Origin of the sequence: Bacteroides ndongoniae, assembly GCF_900108345.1 — a bacterium.
Taxonomy (GTDB): domain Bacteria; phylum Bacteroidota; class Bacteroidia; order Bacteroidales; family Bacteroidaceae; genus Bacteroides; species Bacteroides ndongoniae.
Map to the genome: position 1 here is coordinate 811,852 of NZ_FNVV01000012.1, position 17,219 is coordinate 829,070.

At 52.5% G+C, this 17,219-nt stretch carries 16 protein-coding genes; 13 read left to right on the top strand and 3 right to left on the bottom strand.

Annotated elements, in window-relative coordinates; all coding sequences use genetic code 11:
- Positions 1-4 precede the first annotated feature (4 nt).
- Positions 5-1,366 carry a sodium-dependent transporter gene (locus tag BQ5591_RS03415; protein ID WP_071148436.1) on the bottom strand — a complete coding sequence of 454 codons (1,362 nt, stop codon included), beginning with the start codon at positions 1,364-1,366 and terminating at the stop codon, positions 5-7.
- A 335-nt stretch (positions 1,367-1,701) separates the two neighbouring features.
- Here BQ5591_RS03415 and BQ5591_RS03420 point away from each other — a divergent pair, with 335 nt between their 5' ends.
- Positions 1,702-2,091 carry a VanZ family protein gene (locus BQ5591_RS03420; protein ID WP_071148437.1) on the top strand — a complete coding sequence of 130 codons (390 nt, stop codon included), beginning with the start codon at positions 1,702-1,704 and terminating at the stop codon, positions 2,089-2,091.
- A 118-nt stretch (positions 2,092-2,209) separates the two neighbouring features.
- Here BQ5591_RS03420 and BQ5591_RS03425 read toward each other — a convergent pair whose 3' ends face one another.
- Entirely contained in the window at positions 2,210-3,508 is a 1,299-nt protein-coding gene (locus BQ5591_RS03425) for a UDP-N-acetylmuramoyl-tripeptide--D-alanyl-D-alanine ligase (RefSeq protein WP_071148438.1), read from the bottom strand.
- 872 nt (positions 3,509-4,380) lie between these two features.
- On the opposite strand from BQ5591_RS03425, the gene BQ5591_RS03435 reads away from it, so the two are divergent.
- The 4 genes from BQ5591_RS03435 to BQ5591_RS03450 are packed head-to-tail and all read left to right on the top strand — an operon-like array spanning position 4,381 to position 10,958.
- The gene (locus BQ5591_RS03435; protein WP_205410618.1) at positions 4,381-5,694 is read left to right on the top strand and encodes a fimbrial protein; all 1,314 of its coding nucleotides are present in this window, start codon (positions 4,381-4,383) and stop codon (positions 5,692-5,694) included.
- 29 nt (positions 5,695-5,723) lie between these two features.
- Positions 5,724-7,991 carry a fimbrial protein gene (locus BQ5591_RS03440; protein ID WP_113740835.1) on the top strand — a complete coding sequence of 756 codons (2,268 nt, stop codon included), beginning with the start codon at positions 5,724-5,726 and terminating at the stop codon, positions 7,989-7,991.
- A 25-nt stretch (positions 7,992-8,016) separates the two neighbouring features.
- Positions 8,017-9,960 carry a BACON domain-containing carbohydrate-binding protein gene (locus BQ5591_RS03445; RefSeq protein ID WP_071148442.1) on the top strand — a complete coding sequence of 648 codons (1,944 nt, stop codon included), beginning with the start codon at positions 8,017-8,019 and terminating at the stop codon, positions 9,958-9,960.
- 17 nt (positions 9,961-9,977) lie between these two features.
- Entirely contained in the window at positions 9,978-10,958 is a 981-nt protein-coding gene (locus BQ5591_RS03450) for a fimbrial protein (protein WP_071148443.1), read from the top strand.
- A gap of 210 nt (positions 10,959-11,168) precedes the next feature.
- Here BQ5591_RS03450 and BQ5591_RS03455 read toward each other — a convergent pair whose 3' ends face one another.
- Positions 11,169-11,891, bottom strand: a complete 723-nt coding sequence (locus tag BQ5591_RS03455; RefSeq protein ID WP_071148444.1) for a LexA family transcriptional regulator — start codon at positions 11,889-11,891, stop codon at positions 11,169-11,171.
- A gap of 339 nt (positions 11,892-12,230) precedes the next feature.
- On the opposite strand from BQ5591_RS03455, the gene BQ5591_RS03460 reads away from it, so the two are divergent.
- The 8 genes from BQ5591_RS03460 to cdaA all read left to right on the top strand — a co-directional run bounded on the left by BQ5591_RS03460 (position 12,231) and on the right by cdaA (position 17,054).
- Positions 12,231-12,575: a hypothetical protein gene (locus BQ5591_RS03460; protein WP_071148445.1), complete on the top strand. Its 345-nt coding sequence runs from the start codon at positions 12,231-12,233 to the stop codon at positions 12,573-12,575.
- Positions 12,576-12,717: 142 nt separating this feature from the next.
- Complete coding sequence (locus BQ5591_RS03465) at positions 12,718-13,587, top strand: DUF4373 domain-containing protein (protein WP_071148446.1); 870 nt, start codon at positions 12,718-12,720, stop codon at positions 13,585-13,587.
- An 82-nt stretch (positions 13,588-13,669) separates the two neighbouring features.
- Complete coding sequence (locus tag BQ5591_RS03470; RefSeq protein ID WP_071148596.1) at positions 13,670-13,915, top strand: toxin-antitoxin system HicB family antitoxin; 246 nt, start codon at positions 13,670-13,672, stop codon at positions 13,913-13,915.
- A complete protein-coding gene (locus tag BQ5591_RS03475; protein ID WP_071148447.1) occupies positions 13,915-14,193 on the top strand; it encodes a type II toxin-antitoxin system YafQ family toxin in 279 nt (92 codons plus the stop codon). Before BQ5591_RS03470 ends, BQ5591_RS03475 begins: the two co-directional genes overlap by 1 nt.
- Before the next feature lie 196 nt (positions 14,194-14,389).
- Positions 14,390-14,875 (top strand): HU family DNA-binding protein, encoded by a 486-nt coding sequence (locus BQ5591_RS03480; protein ID WP_071148448.1) that lies wholly within the window; start codon positions 14,390-14,392, stop codon positions 14,873-14,875.
- Between the two features lie 119 nt (positions 14,876-14,994).
- Positions 14,995-15,096, top strand: coding sequence for a smalltalk protein (locus tag BQ5591_RS21330; RefSeq protein ID WP_159434430.1), 102 nt, complete (start codon positions 14,995-14,997; stop codon positions 15,094-15,096).
- A 202-nt stretch (positions 15,097-15,298) separates the two neighbouring features.
- The gene (gene folP, locus BQ5591_RS03485; RefSeq protein ID WP_071148449.1) at positions 15,299-16,147 is read left to right on the top strand and encodes a dihydropteroate synthase; all 849 of its coding nucleotides are present in this window, start codon (positions 15,299-15,301) and stop codon (positions 16,145-16,147) included.
- Between the two features lie 142 nt (positions 16,148-16,289).
- Positions 16,290-17,054: a diadenylate cyclase CdaA gene (gene cdaA / locus BQ5591_RS03490; RefSeq protein ID WP_071148450.1), complete on the top strand. Its 765-nt coding sequence runs from the start codon at positions 16,290-16,292 to the stop codon at positions 17,052-17,054.
- Positions 17,055-17,219 lie beyond the last annotated feature (165 nt).

Sequence of the window (17,219 nt, forward strand, 5' to 3'; positions counted from 1 at the left end):
GCAGTTATTTCAGCAGTCCCAGCTCGTTGATGAAGATGAAGGCGATGCCTATCGGGGCAATGTACTTCAGGATGAAGGCCAGCAACAGACCGATCTTGACGGTGCCGTTGTTGGTGAACTCGCCCCGCATAATCTTCTTGTCCAGATACCAGCCACTGAAGAGAGCGATGAAGAATCCACCCAGCGGCAGCATGATTTTGGCCGTCACGAAGTCGAAGAGGTCGAACAGCGTCAGTCCGAACAGGGTGTATTCCTTGCCCACACCCAGCGACAGCGAGCAGAGCGCGCCGAGCACGATGCAACCGGCGGTGACCAGACGGGCCGCCTTGCTGCGCGTCATGTTGAACTCTTCGTGCAGATAGGCCGTCACCACCTCGTGCAGCGAGATGGTAGAGGTGAGCGCCGCCAGCGCCAGCAGCACGTAGAACATGATGGACAGGATGATGGCCAGCCAAGGCAGTCCGCCAAAGGCTTGCTGGAAGACGTTGGGCAGGGTGATGAACAGCAGGCTGGGACCGGCATCGGGCTGTATGCCCACCGAGAAGGCGGCGGGGAAGATGATGAGGCCCGCCAGTATGGCTACAGCCGTGTCGATGGCTGCCACGTTGAAGGCCGTCTTGGGCAGGTTGGTGTCGCTGCGGAAATAAGAAGCGTAGGTGCACAGGCATCCCATACCCAGCGAGAGCGAGAAGAAGGCCTGCCCCATGGCACCCAGCAGCACGTTGGCATCGACCTTGCTGAAGTCGGGCTTCAGCAGGAATTCGAGTCCTGCACCTGCGCCGGGCAGTGAGATGGAGCACACGGCCAGGATAAGAAGCAGGATGAAGAGGATGGGCATCATGATTTTCGACGACTTTTCGATGCCTTTCTCTACGCCTTTCACCACGATGAAGTGCGTGGCCAGCAGGAAGATAATCATCCAGAGCGTAGGCCGCCAGGGATTGGCCACGAAGTTGCCGAAAGCAGCGATGAACTGGTCGGCCGACTTGCCGGCAAAGCTGTTGGTGGCCGCTTCGAGGGTGTACTCCAGCGTCCAGCCCGCCACTACCGAGTAGTAGCCCAGGATGAGGAATCCGGCCAGCACACCCATGCGTCCCACCCAGCGCCAGTGTGTGCCCGGAGCCAGTATGCGGTAGGCGCCTGCCGTGTTGGCGCGCGAACGTCGTCCGATGGAGAACTCGGCTATCATGATGGGGACTCCGAACAGGAGGATGCATCCCAGATATACCAGTATGAAGGCGGCTCCGCCGTGGTTGCCTGTTTCGTAGGGGAATCGCCAGATGTTGCCCAGTCCTACGGCCGAACCGGCCGACGCGAGTATTACGCCCAGTTTGCTGCCAAAGTTGGCTCTGTCTTTCTTTGTCATATGAATAGCCTTTTTGCTTACAATCCGTAATGAATATTTGTTGAAAGAGTGCAAATATAGAAAATATTCCGTATTTTTGCATTGCGAATTGTAATTTATGCGAATCCTCCGCCGAAAAAACATTCATTTGCAGGAAGCAAGCCTGATGAAGTTGCGGTCGGTTAAAGTCTGATGGCCTCGGTGTGTGGGACACTTGCATTCCATTTGTGGGACACTTGCACGGCTCGCGAGAAACACTTGTACGGCTCGCGAGCCGTACAAGTGTTCAATGTCGCATGCGGAACAGAACCGATTCGCCGTTGGCGTTCATTAAAAACCAGAAAAATTATCTGCTTATGCTATATTATATAAAGAAGTATCCGTTGTCGCTGCTCATCATTCTGACGGTTGTTTACCTTTCTTTCTTCAAACCGCCTCAGACGGAGATGGACTCCATTCCGGGCATCGACAAGGTGGTGCACGTGTGTATGTACCTGGGCATGTCGGGCATGTTGTGGCTGGAGTTTGTGCGGGCACACCGCAAGGATGCCGGCCGGGTGCGCATGTGGCACGCCTGGGTGGGTGCGGCGCTGTGTCCCGTGCTGTTCAGCGGGGTGGTGGAACTGTTGCAGGAGTATTGCACCACGTATCGCGGTGGCGACTGGCTGGACTTTGCCGCCAATACGACGGGAGTGCTGCTGGCCTCGCTGGTGGGGCGGTTTGTGCTGATGCGGAGAAGAGGGTAGGGATGGATACGCGGACGACGCGGAATAAACGGATCATCACGGATTTTATTTTATTCAAATTATCGTCCGTGTTCGTCCGCTTTCTCCGCGTCGTCCGCGTATCTATTCTGTTTCCCTCTTACAAATACTCTACCACCGAGCTCAGCCGTATTCCGTTCGAACCTTTTATCAGGATGGTCTTGCCGTGAGGCTTGTCGGCCTTCAGATGCTCGATCAGGGCGGGAGCGTCGGGATAAGTGGGGCAGGTGTGGCGGGTGGCCGCAAACTGTTCGCCCACGAGGACGACGTCGCGCAAACCGCATTCCTCCAGATAATCCACTACTTTCTGATGCTCTTCGGCACTGTCCTTGCCCAGCTCGCGCATGTCGCCCAGGATGAGCATTTTGTGGTCGGCCTTCATCTTGTAGAAGTTGCCGATGGAGGCGCGCATGCTGGTGGGGTTGGCGTTGTAGGCGTCGATGATGAGGGTGTTGTCGGCCGTCTGCTTCAGCTGCGAGCGGTTGTTCTGCGGCACATACTCTTGCAGGGCTTTGTCTATCTTGGCAGGCTCAACGCCGAAGAAGCGTCCTACGGTGACGGCGGCCAGTGCGTTGGCAAAGTTGTATTCGCCGATGAGGTGAGTCTGCACTTCGTGGCGTTCGCCGTCTTTTCCGGCTTTCCAGGCGAAGGCCAGGTAGGGCGAGTTGCCGGTCACCTGCCCGTTGACGTACAGACTGCTGTCGGTGCCGTAGTAGATGGGGTTCAGGCCCCAGGCCATTTCGCACAGGTAGGGATTGTCGTGATGGACGAAGACGGTAGAGTCGCCGTGGCGGCGCAGGAAGTCGAAGAGTTCGCCCTTGGTGCGCATCACTCCCTCGAACGAGCCGAAGCCTTCCAGATGGGCCTTGCCCACGTTGGTGATGAGTCCGTAGTCGGGTTCGGCGATGTCCACCAGTTCCTTGATGTCGCCGGGGTGGCTGGCTCCCATTTCTACGACGGCCAGCTCGTGCTCGGTGCGCAGGCGAAGCAGGGTGAGGGGCACGCCGATGTGATTGTTCAGGTTGCCTTCGGTGTAGAGTATATGGTGACTTTGCGACAGCACGGCGGCCAGCAGTTCCTTGGTCGTAGTCTTGCCGTTGGTGCCGGTGATGCCGATGATGCGCGTGCCCATCTGCCGGCGGTGGTGGTTGGCCAGTTGCTGCAAGGCTTTCAGACAGTTGTCCACGAGGAAGTAGCGGTGGTCTCCCTGCGGAGCGTATTGGGGTTCGTCGACCACGGCGTATCGGCTTCCGGCTTCGAGCGCGCGGGCGGCAAAAGCATTTCCGTTGAACGTTTCGCCTTTCAGGGCGATGAAGAGTGATCCTTCGGGGCAGTTGCGACTGTCGGTAGTGACGCAGCTGCACTCCAGAAACAGTTGATAGAGGGCGTTGATATCCATAATGATTCTATTGTATATTGTATGTAGTGCGTGGAAGGGGATGTCGAAAAGCCCGGGCAACTGCCTGCTGCTTTTGGGGATGTGCCCTCCCGTATCGGTTGCGGGGGCAAAGATAGTGGTTTTTGGGGCTGCTTCGTCGCAGGGGGGGAGGATTTATTTTTTACGGTGGCAGAAGGCAGGCTCGTGCGAACGTTTTATATTTTTTCCTGTTAGTTTAATATTCTTCATAATCCCAAGTAAGGGCCTGTTTGTTTTTAAGTATAATCGATTGAGGGTATTTTAGCTTTTTCATCCGTTGGAATACCTTAATATATAATATTTCAATTCAATTCATTGTGGACTTGCCGCTATACAATTTCTTTCTGTACGGTAAAAAAAGAAAACGCAAAAAAAAGTTGAAAACAGTTTTGCTCTTTTTGAAAAAAACAGATATATTTGCAGCGTGCATGCCGAAAGTGTTCGCGGCACAACTTATGGAAAGAAATTGGTAGAAGCGTTGTGCTTCATTCTTGTATTCGAAAACCTAGGAAATTTTCAAGCTACACAAGAATGGCACGGTAGTTTCTCACGCATAGCGTGGGTCTGCTGTCTGTTCTCGTATGTAGCTGGGCTATTCCTAGGGCCTTCGGATAAATCGGTGAAACAGCACGCAGTTCCACGCTTCTTGTAACTAGGAAATCAATTTTGTCTTTTTAGGAACTGGATCGACGCATAAAAATTCTATGTGTATGGAAAAAGAATGCGTATCTGTGGCGTATGAACCGCCCGTTGTAGAAGTCCTCCTCGTCGAAGTGGAAGGGGGATTCGAATTTAGTGTCCCGGATTGGGGATAATGCAACTTTTGTTCTTTAATATCTAAAAAAAGCTACATGATGAAGAGACTGTTATTCGGAGTGCTGGCCGCATTGCTGTGTGCTGCCTGCTCCAATGAAGAATCCGCGTTGGATGTCCGTAAAGAAGGCGGTCTGAACGTGGAACTGAAACTGTCGGCTTCGACCGAAGCGAATACCCGTACGGCCTATTCGGTGGCTACGGAAGCCGAGTGCACTGTGAAAACTCTCGATGCCTATCTCTTTGCTCCCGCTGCAGAGACTCAGGACTATGTGTTGGAAAAGAAATACAATAATCTGCTGTCAGATAGCTGGACTCCTGCAACGTTGGAAGATAGTAAGACCGTTACCCTGTCCGGCGTAAGCCGCACAGCAAAGAAAATCTTCTTCGTGGCAAACGGAACGGACATTACTTCGCTGAAAGAAAATGCTGTTGCAGGTATGACGGAATCGGCTTTCCGTGCATTGCTGATGAACGTGATGACGGCCAATCCGGAAGTAACCGAAGCCAACCCGTTGCCAATGACAGCCGAGGCTACTGTGGCTGCTGATGCCTGGAACGGCAATCCGCTTTCGGTGACTGTCAGCGGTGTGGCGTTGGAGCGCGTGGTAGCACGCATCGACCTTGCCGTCAAGGCACAGGAAGGTGTATCGTTCGTTCCCTCCAAATTAGAGATGGTAAACGCACGGCCCAACTCGTTCATCTTCCCCTCGGAAGGCAACTACGCCGACGGTTCTGCCACGCTGAAGCTGGAGCAGACGATTACAGCAGATCCTTCCACAACTTCCGAAGCAGCTTATTACAACAGTTTGCTCTATCCTTACGAAGCTCCTGCTACCGACAACGTCAAACTGGTGGTAACCGGTAACCTGACGGTAGGCGGAAAGACCGTACTTGCGGTTTTCGACCTCCCGTTTGTCGATGCCGATGGCAATCAGCTGGCAGTGGAGCGCAATACCCGTTACTTAGTGACCATTACCAAGATTAATGGCTTGGATGCTACGGTAGACGTGACTTTCACCGTACGCGACTGGGAAGACGGCGACACCATCGAACATCCCGTACAGGTGGACAACTTTGTAGTGACGGGCGACGGACTGACCGGCAACAAGCTGACGCTGGCCCAGGCCGAAGGCAGCAGTGCCCAGCTGACCGTGACTACCAACGTGGCCTGGAAAGCCGAGGTGACCAAAGGCGCCGACTTCCTGACGGCTACCCCTTCGGGTAATACCCTGACCATCGCCGCCACTTCGGCCAACGAAAGTGGAGCGCTCCGCAAGGCTTACGTCGAGCTTTCGACCGATGCAGATCCTAACGTCACTTACACACTGGTAGTGACACAGGCTGCCGAATAATTCTATTAACAGACTAAGGAATCAGATTTATGAAAAATATCATATCACGTATCATGATACTTGCCATGCTGGCAAGTTTCGCCGCCTGCTCCAGCGAACTGGACAACGCGGGCGGATATGCCGGAGACGAGGCGATGGTCCGGATGAACTTTACCGGACTGAACGGCTTTGCCGTGACTCGTGCGGTCGACCAAACGGCTGTAGAGAAGGTTACGGTCTATCTTTTTGAGGGAACGGAGGAAAGCTCTGAACTGAAATATACACTTCCCGTTACGTTGAGCGATAAAACGGATGCCGGACTTCCGGGTTCGTTCAAGGTGCCCGAAGGCGGAACCTATCATGTAGAGGCCATTGCCAATGCCGAGATGCTGACGGGCATCAACACTTACGGCGATTTTCTGGCACAGACCACGACAGCCGCTTTCGAGGGTAACCTGCTGATGCAAGGCGCTGCGGGCGTCACACTGACAGGCGGACAAACCACTACACTCAGCATGGAGCTGGTGCGCCTGGCCGCCACCTTCCAGGTAGAAGGAGCCGTTGAGGCCGGTGTCAGCGATGTGGCTTTCACGCTGAAAGGAGCCGTGAAGAAATCTTACTTGGTGAAACATGCCGATGGCGATAGCTTTACTATTCCTGCCGATGCCGAAACGGGCGAAAGCACTGTACCTTATTCTTACGAGAATCCGGAGAACAGTACAGTAATGGTAATCACCGGCACGATGAACGGTGCGGCATACCGTACGGAAGTTCCCGTTGCCCAAGTACTCCGCAACCACTTGTACACCGTGAAGTTAGTGAACAACAGTGGTACCATCGAACCTGAACTGACAGTGACGGACTGGTCTGAAATTTCTTCCAGCTTGGAAATCGGTGCCGGAAGTGCCCTGATGATGACTGCCGCTACCGACAAGGCTCAGGAGCCCGAAGCAACGGTGGTTTATCCGGAAGAAGGAGACCTGAAGAGCACCCAGACGGTGAACGTTGCCGCCGATGCAGCTGTTACCTATTATCTGTATGTGAAGAGCGCGAACATCGAAGCAGCCCTGACTCATACCACTCTGCCCGACGACTGGACGCTGGCAGCTCCTGCTGAAACCCGTGCCGACTATCTGTGGGAAAAAGGTTATTGGACACTGACCATCCCTGCCAATGCTACTTCCGAAGAACGTACGCTGACGGTGACTGCTACAAATAAACTGATAGCTGATGCGACGGTGTCGATTACGTTTACGCAGGAAGGGGTAGAGGAAGAAGGCTCTAATCCCGGAGATATGGGTAACTGGGGAGGTGAAGGCCAGAATCCGTCTTATGTGCAAGGAACGTTGACGAAAGTTGCCAATGCTGACGGTTGGACTGTTAATGTAAATATATATGGTAATGGTGGTTTTGCAACCATGAATACTTATACCAATGGAATAAAGAATGGCGTTCTGACTTCTAATCATAATACGGATGCTCACTTCTTCCAATGGGGTCGTTATTTAGGATTCCCTTCTTCGACAGGCAGGACTCATTTTAATAGTGGTGGTAGTGCTAGCGGATCTTATCCAAATAGTAGTCAAGCTATTCTCGGAATAAGTCTTTATAATACGAAGTTTGGTTATCTTTTTGATTCTGGATTAGGAGCATCTTACGGTTGTTGTTGGATGGGCAATGATTCTTGGACGGAACAACGCGTAATTAACTGTTCTATTATTTTCGGTAAAGTTTCAGGGCTTAGTGTGAATCCGTTGGATTATTGTGGAAGCAATTCAAATTATACATGGGAACAACGGGGTGGAAATCCTTGTCCGGTAGGTTATAGAGTGCCTACTGCTGACGAATTGTCTGTATTGATACCTACAGGCGGCGAGGTTAATGGAAGTTGTGCCGAAGTCAAAGTTATAGATGGTGTGAAGTACGCGATGCAATGGAAAGTGGTAAGTGCATCAACTCCTTATGTAGAAATTACATCAGTAAAGACGAATTCGGATAATGTCACTGTTGATGATGCGATATTTAATAACGCAAGCTCGATTCGTCTGTATGCGTATGGATATTTAAATAATGAGGCTGAATTGGACGGTAAGGGAACAACTGGTGTTTACTGGTCTTCTGAATCAGCTGCAAATACTATGTTGGGAACTAATGGATATGGTGCTAAATTCCTGGAATTAGATTTTGCATCGGGTAAGGTTGATATGTACATTGATGTTGCTCCGCGTTGTTTCGGCGGTTGTGTATTGCCTATAAAAGATGCAGAAGTGACGGAACAGGTTACGGTAACACCTTGGCTTCCTTTAAGTGGTCTTTAATCAGTAATTTTAATCCCTAACAATCATGAAAAAGTACATATATTATCTGTTTGGCACCCTGTTGGCCTTTGCTTTTCATGCGTGTACCAGCGAAGAGGGCATGATGGATGGCAGCGCGAGCCAGCGAATAACGGTAAGCTTTAGCTTGCCCGACGGTACAGCCTCTACCCGTGCCGACGAAACGACTGAGGCTACGGAGGCTGAAAAAGCTCTGAACCAAATCCGCCTTTATTGCTTTGACTATGACGGAAGCGAGAAGGGCGTACTGAAGAAAGTGATTTCTTTGACCAAGGAACAGATTGCCCAAGGCAATCCTGCTATCGACTTAGTGAAGGGTGATTACTACATTGAAGCCATTGCCAATGAATCCGTTTTGAACTTGACGGAAGGCGCGAGCACCTACAGTGACTACCTGCAACTGCGTGCTACGACCGATGATTACGATCAGTGGCTAACTGGCGGATTGAAGATGCAGGGAGCAAACGTTGCCCGCATCACGAACGCCACCAAGAACCTGAACATCAACTTCTCCATGATTCGTATGGTAGGCCGTATCGACGTGGTGAACAAGGTGCCGGGCTTGACCATCACCAAGGCAGTGATGGAGAACGGCGTAAAGCAATCGTTCTATGTAGAGGACTTGACTTCTACTATCGCCAAGGAAGATGACAGCAAAGAAACCCGCACCAATACGGGGCTGAGCGTGGCAACCGATGCTTCGGCACAGATATTCTACACTTACGAAGGCGATGCCAAGGAAAGCGGTCTGCAGATTTCGTTCGAAGGAACGACTGCCGACGGCACGGTGCATACGAGCCTGCCGATAGCTACGTTTACCAACAAGAATGCCCAGCCTGCCATCAAACGCAACAAGCTGTATGTGGTGACGCTGGAAGAAGTAGATGGCGCCATCGAGGCGGAAGTGGCAGTGACCGACTGGACTCAGAAGAACATCGACGCTGAAGTGACGGTAGAAGACGGTTTGGAGGTTACGGTAAATCCTGACGGTTCCGGCATTACGCTGAAAGATGACAACAAAGCTGTGGCTGGCGACGTAAAGACAATTTATGTTCCTGCTGAAGGGGCTGCTTTTTCCGTTACATCTGAAAGCAGCAATATAGGAGTAAAGGTCGATGTGTTGAATGGTAGCGAATGGCTGACAGTAACAGAAACCCGCTCGCTGGTACAGAAGTTCCAGGTGGTAGTTGCCAAGAATACTGCCGAAACAGAACGAACCGGTCAGTTTGTAGTTCGTAACATGCTGAAACCGGAAGTGAAGGTGACTTACAATGTCGTTCAGGCAGGGGCGGAGCCGGCGGAACCGGAAGGACCGGACTGGGATGAATTGCCTTCAATCAACAAACCCGGTGCAGCTACTTTGGAACAGTGGGCTAGCAGTAAAGATGCCGTTGGCGAGAACGGGAAGAAGTTTTTCTTGTATGGCATTGCCGATCCTGCGGTGGATGAAGACACTGAAGTCTCGGTGTTTGATACTCATCGTCCGGGAACTTGGAGCGGTGTTGATCCGTCTGAAAGTGGTTATCGCATGGCTACAAAAACAGATTGGGAAGCCTTGGTGGCCGTTGGCGCTTCAAGTAATGTTTTTAGTTATTTGACTTATAATAATAAGCACTACTATATCAGTGGCAGAACGGCTTCGAGCAGTAAGTTCGTGCTGAAATTTTATGAGTGCGATGAAAAGGGAGAATATACAAGTTCGGAACAGACCATCACCCTTCAAGGTGGCTATATTGAGGCAACTTATGATGGCGGTTATCCTTATGGATGTACTCGGTTGAGTAAAAGCACTACTGATACCTATTATTGGTGTGGAGGTAATTTAGCGAAGTATTTTGTGGCATTTAGTTCTGCCGGAATAAGTGTGCAGCAGGATACTACAAGCAACAATACTAGTAGCAAACTACGCGCTTGGGATGCTTTGCGTATCCGCAGCATCAAAGAAAAATAAATGGAGGAATACAGATTATGAAAAAGATATTTTTACCTTTTATTGCCGCGTTGGCCTTCACGGCCTGTACCGGCGATGAGAATCCGGTGCTGAACGAGGCGGAAGGGCAGTCGTTGGAAATCTGCATCAGCCAGCCGATGACGCGTGCCGGAGCAGACAGTTATGCGGTGGCTACCGAGGCGGAGTGTACCGTGGAAACCCTCGATGCCTACCTGTTCGACAACAGCGGACAGTTGGAAAAAGTATATAAAAACCTTGTGACAGAAGATTGGGTGCCGCAGTCACCCACCGAAAGCAAAAATGTGACGCTGGACGGCTTGAAAGATAAGAGTGCCCGCACGGTGCTCTTGGTTGCCAATGGCGCGGAAGTCACTTCGTTGGTAGAAAGTGCGGCGCCGGGTGCGGTGACGAAGTCCGAGTTCGAGTCGCTGCTTACCGACGCAATGAGCGCACCCCTTGCCTGTCCGTTGCTGATGACGGCCGAAGCCAAGATTCCGGCATGGACCGACCAGGCTCCTGCCGTGCAGGCTGCCCTGCAACGGGTAGTGGCACGCCTCGACCTGAAGATTTACGACCCGGAGAACATTACCGGCTTCAGCCTGACGAAAGCCGAACTGCTGGAGGCCAGCACGCTTTCGTACGTCTTCCCGAATGTGGATTTTGCCCAGTGCGGGAAGATTAAGCTGACCAATGCAGCTCCTGTGGCCGAGAACGTAGAGCGGACCGATGTATTCGGCACTTATACCGACCGGTTGTACAAAGCCCTGTTCTATCTGTACGCGGCTCCGGCCAGTCAGATGACGCTACGTCTTTATGGCGAACAGACGTTGTTTGGCGCAGGTCCGGCCGAGGTTATTTATGATATTCCTTTGTCGAAAATTTTGCCGGAAGGAAAGTCTGACATCGAACGCAATACCTGCTACACGCTTGTGGTCGAGGACATCGACATCAGTGATAGCGGTTCGTTCGATGTGACGGTCGGCTTTGAAGTGGATTGATTCAGCGAACATTTTTTTAGATTAACGCTATCCCGTTGTGAAACGGGATCATTTCGCCGAGGCTTGGTGAAGCGCGGCGGAAATCCTTACTTTATCGAGTAAGTGAATGTTTGTTTTGTTTGTAACCCGGCTGCATCGCCCAACGGTGCGGCCGGGCTTTTTTTTTGATTCTTGCGGTTCCCTTCGTTTCTTCTGCCTCGCCCCTCACCCTTACATCATCAGATTCTTGCGGATGGAGAACTTGACGATGGCCATCGCGTTGATGGAGCTGAGGGGCACGTCCATCGGCTCGTGGTGGGGATTGTAGCTGACGAGGCGGATGCAGCCGGGCTGCTCGGAGCGGTTGACGTACTTCACGGCCAGGTATTCGTCGCCGCCGCGGTCGAAGGAGACGAGGTACATCTCGCCGTAGATGACTTCGTCGAACGAGGTGAGCGACTTGAAGCCTACGATGTCGCCCGACTTCAGGATGGGGTACATCGAGTCGCCGCTGATGTAGACGGCGCCGTCGCAGCGGGGGATGTTGGGTATCTGTATCTTGCCCAGTACGTACTGGGGGCCGTCGGCCAGCAGGGTCTTCAGGTTGGCGGCGGCGGTGACGTCGTACAGGGTGACGCTGCGCTCGTCCAGCGGGTCGGGCGACTTGGGCGTGTGCAGCAGCTCTACTTCGCCGCTGGCCACGGGGCTGTCGCAGTAGTTGGGGCGATGGCGGGGGATGCCCTTGCCGGTCAGCAGCCAGTTGTAGTCCACGTCGGGCAGGCGGCTCAGCAGCAGGCCGAAGTCGATGCTGTTGCGCGCCATCCAGTTGCTCAGCGTCGAGCGCGAGACGCCCAGGTATTGTGCCAGTTCGTTGTCTTTCTTCAGGTCGAGTGCCAGTTTGGCGCGTCGTACGATGTCGGTCACGTCGAACATCAGGTCTTCTTTCTTTTCCATAGGTCGGATTCCTCCTTTCCGGTGTTTCGGGGGTTGATGGTGGTTTCTTTTCTCGAATCGGGGTTGTTGAACGCGGATTTCCGTTGTACGAAGTTTATATTCAGTGGATTATAAACTTTTTCGTGCGAAAATCTGCGTTTTGTTGTTTTCTTATTGAAAATCGTTTTATATTTGCAGCAACAAATATAGTGGTTTTGTTTAAATACTGCAAACTATTTAATGGAAAATACACACTGGTGTCTCTCGCGAGCCGTGCAAGTGTGGCTCGCGAGCGGTGCAAGTGTTGCTCGGAGACATCGCTTCCGATTGAGACATTCATCTGTAAAATAAAATATTATTATGAAAACTTCCGAATCGAATCAGCCGAACGCCGTACGTTGTTGCGGACGTTGCAAGAGGGTGTTGCCCCTTGAAGAATTTTATGTGAACAGCCGTACGCAGCGGCCCGACCCTTACTGCAAGGATTGCCGCCGGACGGTGAACCGCGAACGCCATCGGGCGAAGTCGCAGGAGTCGAAGTCGCAGGAGTCGAAGTCGCGCCGCCGCTCGCCCGTCATTACGCAGGTGGCCGACCGTGACGAACGTCTGCGCCTGATCCGTCGGGCACTGGCCACGGTGGAAGAGCATCACCGCCGCCGTCTGGCACGTCTGCGCGAGCAGGAGGAGGATCTGTACCCGTTCTGATGCCGTTTCTTGCCACGGGTTGCGCGGGTTGTCACGTGTTTGTTAACACTGTGATAACCTGCGCAATCCGTGGTGAATCGTGTCGTTCTCCATTATTTAAAATTCTTCATTCTTCGTTCTTCATTCTTCATTTTTATGTCCTATGTCCAGAATAAAAAGAAAGGGTCTCGACTATTTCCCTATGAATACTGATTTTTTGCAAAGCCGTCTGCTTCGTCGCCTTGTGAAGCATGGAGGAGGCGACAGTGTGGTGGCTGTTCTGCTGCAAACCTTCTGCGCCGTCTATGGTGGCGAAGGCTATTACGTAGTGGCTGACGAATTGTTTTACGAAGATCTTGTAGATCAGTTGCATGACGTCCGTTCCGACGATGTGCGGCGCATCATTCGCTTGGCCGTAGAGTATGGCCTGTTCGATGCCGATATGTTCGGTCGGTACAACATTCTGACTTCTGCCGACATACAGCGGCAGTATCTCTTCTCGACCCGTCGCCGTGCGAATAGTAGCATTGACGAGCGTTACCGCTTGCAAGTGTCCGAACCTGAACAGCCCGAAGCCGACGCTGCCGACATAGCTGCCGAACAGCCGGAATCTGCAGCGGATAAGGCCGAAAAGGCAGGTTCAACCTGCCCGCGGTACACAAAGCATAGCATAGCACAGCAAAGCATAGCAAATCCCCTCCTCGATAGTTCCCCCGAAAGCGTGGGAACTGCCGACACGGCCCCGAAGGCCGTGGAGGACAATCCTCTTTCTGTACGCCACGAATGGACACAAGCCGACGTAGCCCGCCTGCAACCCCCTGCCGACGGCCTGAAGCGCAACCTCGACGGCCTGCTCTACAACCTGATGCAGTTTCGCGTGCCGCCTGCCGAACAGTATGCCATCGTGCTGAAGAGCAACTTTGGCGTCATCGGTCATCCCGTGTGGAAAGGCTTCGAGCCTCTGCGCACCAGTCACGGCAAGATTCGTCAGCCGGGACGGTATCTGCTGAGTTTGTGCGGGGGAGGGCGGTGAAAGGGCAACAAAACGCCCCTCGGATTTGGATATTGCAATGGAATGTATTATTTTTGTGATACACATCATAATGTCTGATGATATGGAAACAGTAGTAAGAAAACAAACTTCTTTTCGGCTGCGTGAAGACTTGTTGAAAGTCTTGCACGAGAAAGCAAAAAAGGCCAATTTGAGCCTGAATAATTTTGTGGAAACTACTTTGATGGATGTGATGAGTTCGGAACCCAACGACGAAACAGTTGCAGCCATTAAAGAGGCACGTGCCGGCAAATTCGCCGGTACCATAGATACCAGCAGTATAGAGGCAATGATAAAGTCTTGTGAATAATGAAGATACTGCGTTATTCGACACAATATAAAAAGGACTTTAAAAGGTATCGTAACAATCCCAGCAAATTGGCGAAATTGCTGGAAGTGTTTCGTATGCTTCAGAATGAAATCGAATTGCCGCCCGAATACAAGGCTCACATGCTGAAGGGAGATTATAAGGACTGTATGGAATGCCATATTGAGGGGGATTTCCTGCTGATATGGCTGGATTCGGAAACAGATGTCATTGATGTATTGAGGCTTGGAAGCCATTCGGAACTGTTCAAGAAGTATTAAATAATAGTAGGCTCTTTTGCGCGAATACATATTTTTCTTCATGTTTACTTGTTGAAAACAAAACCTCCTTTTTGTTGAACGCAACCGCCCGAAACATTTGCACATATCCCCGTGAATGCCTATCTTTGCAATGTGGTTAAGCTTAAGACACAAAGAAAAAGAACACGATTTATTAACAGTTTAAAAACTTAAAACTATGGCATTGATCTACAAAACCATCCAATCCACATTGCCCAACGAAGAAGGGCAGAGGTTGTATCACCCCCGCGCCGTCTATACGGGCAACGTTGACACCACCCAGATAGCCCGCGAAGTAGCCGCCTACTCCTCGCTGACCACGGGTGACGTGAAGAACACCATCGACAACCTGGTCACCGTGATGACCACCCATCTGCAGGCGTCCGAAAGCGTCACCCTCGACGGACTGGGCACCTTCCGCCTGGTGATGCGTTCGCGCGGTATGGGAGCCGCCACCGCTGCCGAGGTCACTCCCACACAGGCTGCCCTGCGCGTGCACTTCACACCCGCCTCGACCCGCAATCAGGACCGCACCGTGGCCACCCGCTCGCTGGTAACCGGCGTGAAGTGCGTACCCTGGAAGGGCGAAACCACTTCGACAGGCGGCAGTCAGCCCGGTGGCGGAGGTAGCCAGGGCGGCGGAGGCGAAGATCCGCTGGGATAAACTGGGGCTTAGCGTTTAGGGTTTAAGGTTTAGGGCGGTATGCAGCAAACAACGGTGCCGCCCGCCGCAATCAACACAAATCAAAATTAAAAACACGAAAGGAGGAATCAGTTATGGCAATGAAGAAATCCGTCTGGGACATTGTCCTGAAAGTCATCATCGCAGTGGCCTCGGCCATTGCCGGAGTGATCGGAGGAAACGCCATGCCGCCGCTCGTCTGAAAACAGCAAACGGGAGCCGCGCGGCCAACATCGGAGGAGAGGAAGGCAGGAAGAATGCCTTCCTTTCTGTTTTTGCGTCAAGAGGATATCCGCCTCCGCGGAAATAAGGAAATAAAAAGCCCCCATCCCCTCACGCCCTATTGCTTTTTTTCTTACTTTTGCACAAACAGGAAAACCCCTAAAAAGAACCGTTTACAGAAATATGAAAACCCTCGAAACCAAATACATCAACGTGGGAGGCCGCCTGATGGACCTCTCGACGCCCTGCGTCATGGGCATCCTGAACCTGACCCCTGACTCTTTCTACGCCGACAGCCGCATGCAGACTGAAGACGAGATAGCCCGCCGCGCCCGTCAGATTGTGGACGAAGGCGGCGCCATCATCGACGTGGGAGCCTATTCCTCGCGTCCCGGTGCTGCCGACGTTTCGCCGCGCGAAGAGATGGACCGCCTGCGCCGCGGACTCGAAATCGTTCGCCGCACGGTGCCCGATGCTGTGATTTCGGTCGATACCTTCCGTGCCGACGTGGCCCGCATGTGTGTCGAAGAATACGGCGTGGACATCATCAACGACATCGCCGCGGGCGAGATGGATGCCGACATGTTCTCCACCGTGGCCCAGCTCAACGTGCCCTACATCATGATGCACATGCAGGGCATCCCGCAGAACATGCAGCACGAGCCTCACTACGACAACCTGTTGCGCGAGGTCTTCCTCTACTTTGCCCGCAAGGTGCAGCAACTGCACGAACTGGGCGTGAAGGACATCATCCTCGACCCCGGTTTCGGCTTCGGCAAGACGCTCGACCACAACTATCAGCTGTTGGCCCACCTCGAAGAGTTCCGTATCTTCGGCCTGCCGCTGCTTGTGGGCGTGTCGCGCAAGTCGATGATCTACCGTCTGCTGGGCACCACTCCGCAAGAGTCGCTCAACGGCACCACCGTGCTCGATACCCTTTGCCTGATGAAGGGAGCCGACATCCTGCGTGTGCACGACGTCCGCCAGGCTGTCGAGACGGTGCAGATTGTGGAGAAGATGTTGAGGAGTTGACGAGTTGACAAGTTGACGAGTTGACGAGAAAAACAAGTGAACAAGATATTAGTAAGGTAATAAGCAAGTCCCCTCGTGGCCTCGTTAACTTGTCCCCTTGTTAACTAACATATAATAAAACCTAATAATAAAACCAACAACCGTGTTTTTCGAATTTGGCATAAAAGACTTTATAGATATCCTGCTGGTCGCCTTCCTGCTGTACTACACGTACAAGCTGATGAAAGCTTCCGGCTCGATCAACGTGTTTACGGGCATACTGGTGTTCATCCTGATATGGCTTGTCGTGTCGCAGGTGCTTGAGATGAAGTTGCTCGGCTCCATCTTCGACAAGCTGGTCAGTGTGGGTGTGCTGGCGCTCATCGTGCTGTTTCAGGAAGAGATACGACGCTTTCTGCTCACCCTCGGTTCGCACCGCCATGCCAGTGCGCTGGTGCGGTTCTTCACTGGCGGCAAGAAGGAAACGCTCGAACACGAAGACATCATGCCCATCGTGATGGCCTGCATCAGCATGGGCAAGCAGAAGGTAGGCGCCCTCATCGTGATGGAGCACAACATGCCCCTCGATGAGATAGTGCGCACGGGCGACGTGATCGACGCCAACATCAACCAACGGCTCATCGAGAACATCTTCTTCAAGAACAGCCCCTTGCACGACGGCGCTATGGTCATCAGCAAGAAGCGCATCAAGGCTGCCGGCTGCATCCTGCCTGTCTCTCACAACCTGGACATTCCCAAGGAACTGGGACTGCGCCACCGTGCTGCGATGGGCATCTCGCAAGTGTCCGATGCGCACGCCATCATTGTCTCCGAAGAGACTGGCGCCATCTCCGTGGCCTACAAGGGCCAGTTCCACCTGCGCCTCACCGCCGAAGAGCTAGAAAGCCTGCTGACGAAGGAGGGGTAGGGGATAGGTAGGGAACAAGTTGACAAGTAGACGAGTTGACAAGGAACAAGTAATTCCTCTTCGTTGCCTGAAGCCTCGTTAACTCGTCAACTAAAAACCGTTCCTCCTTGTGGCCTGACGCCTCGTCCCCTCGTCAACTAAACTTAAAAACTCAAAAACTCAAAT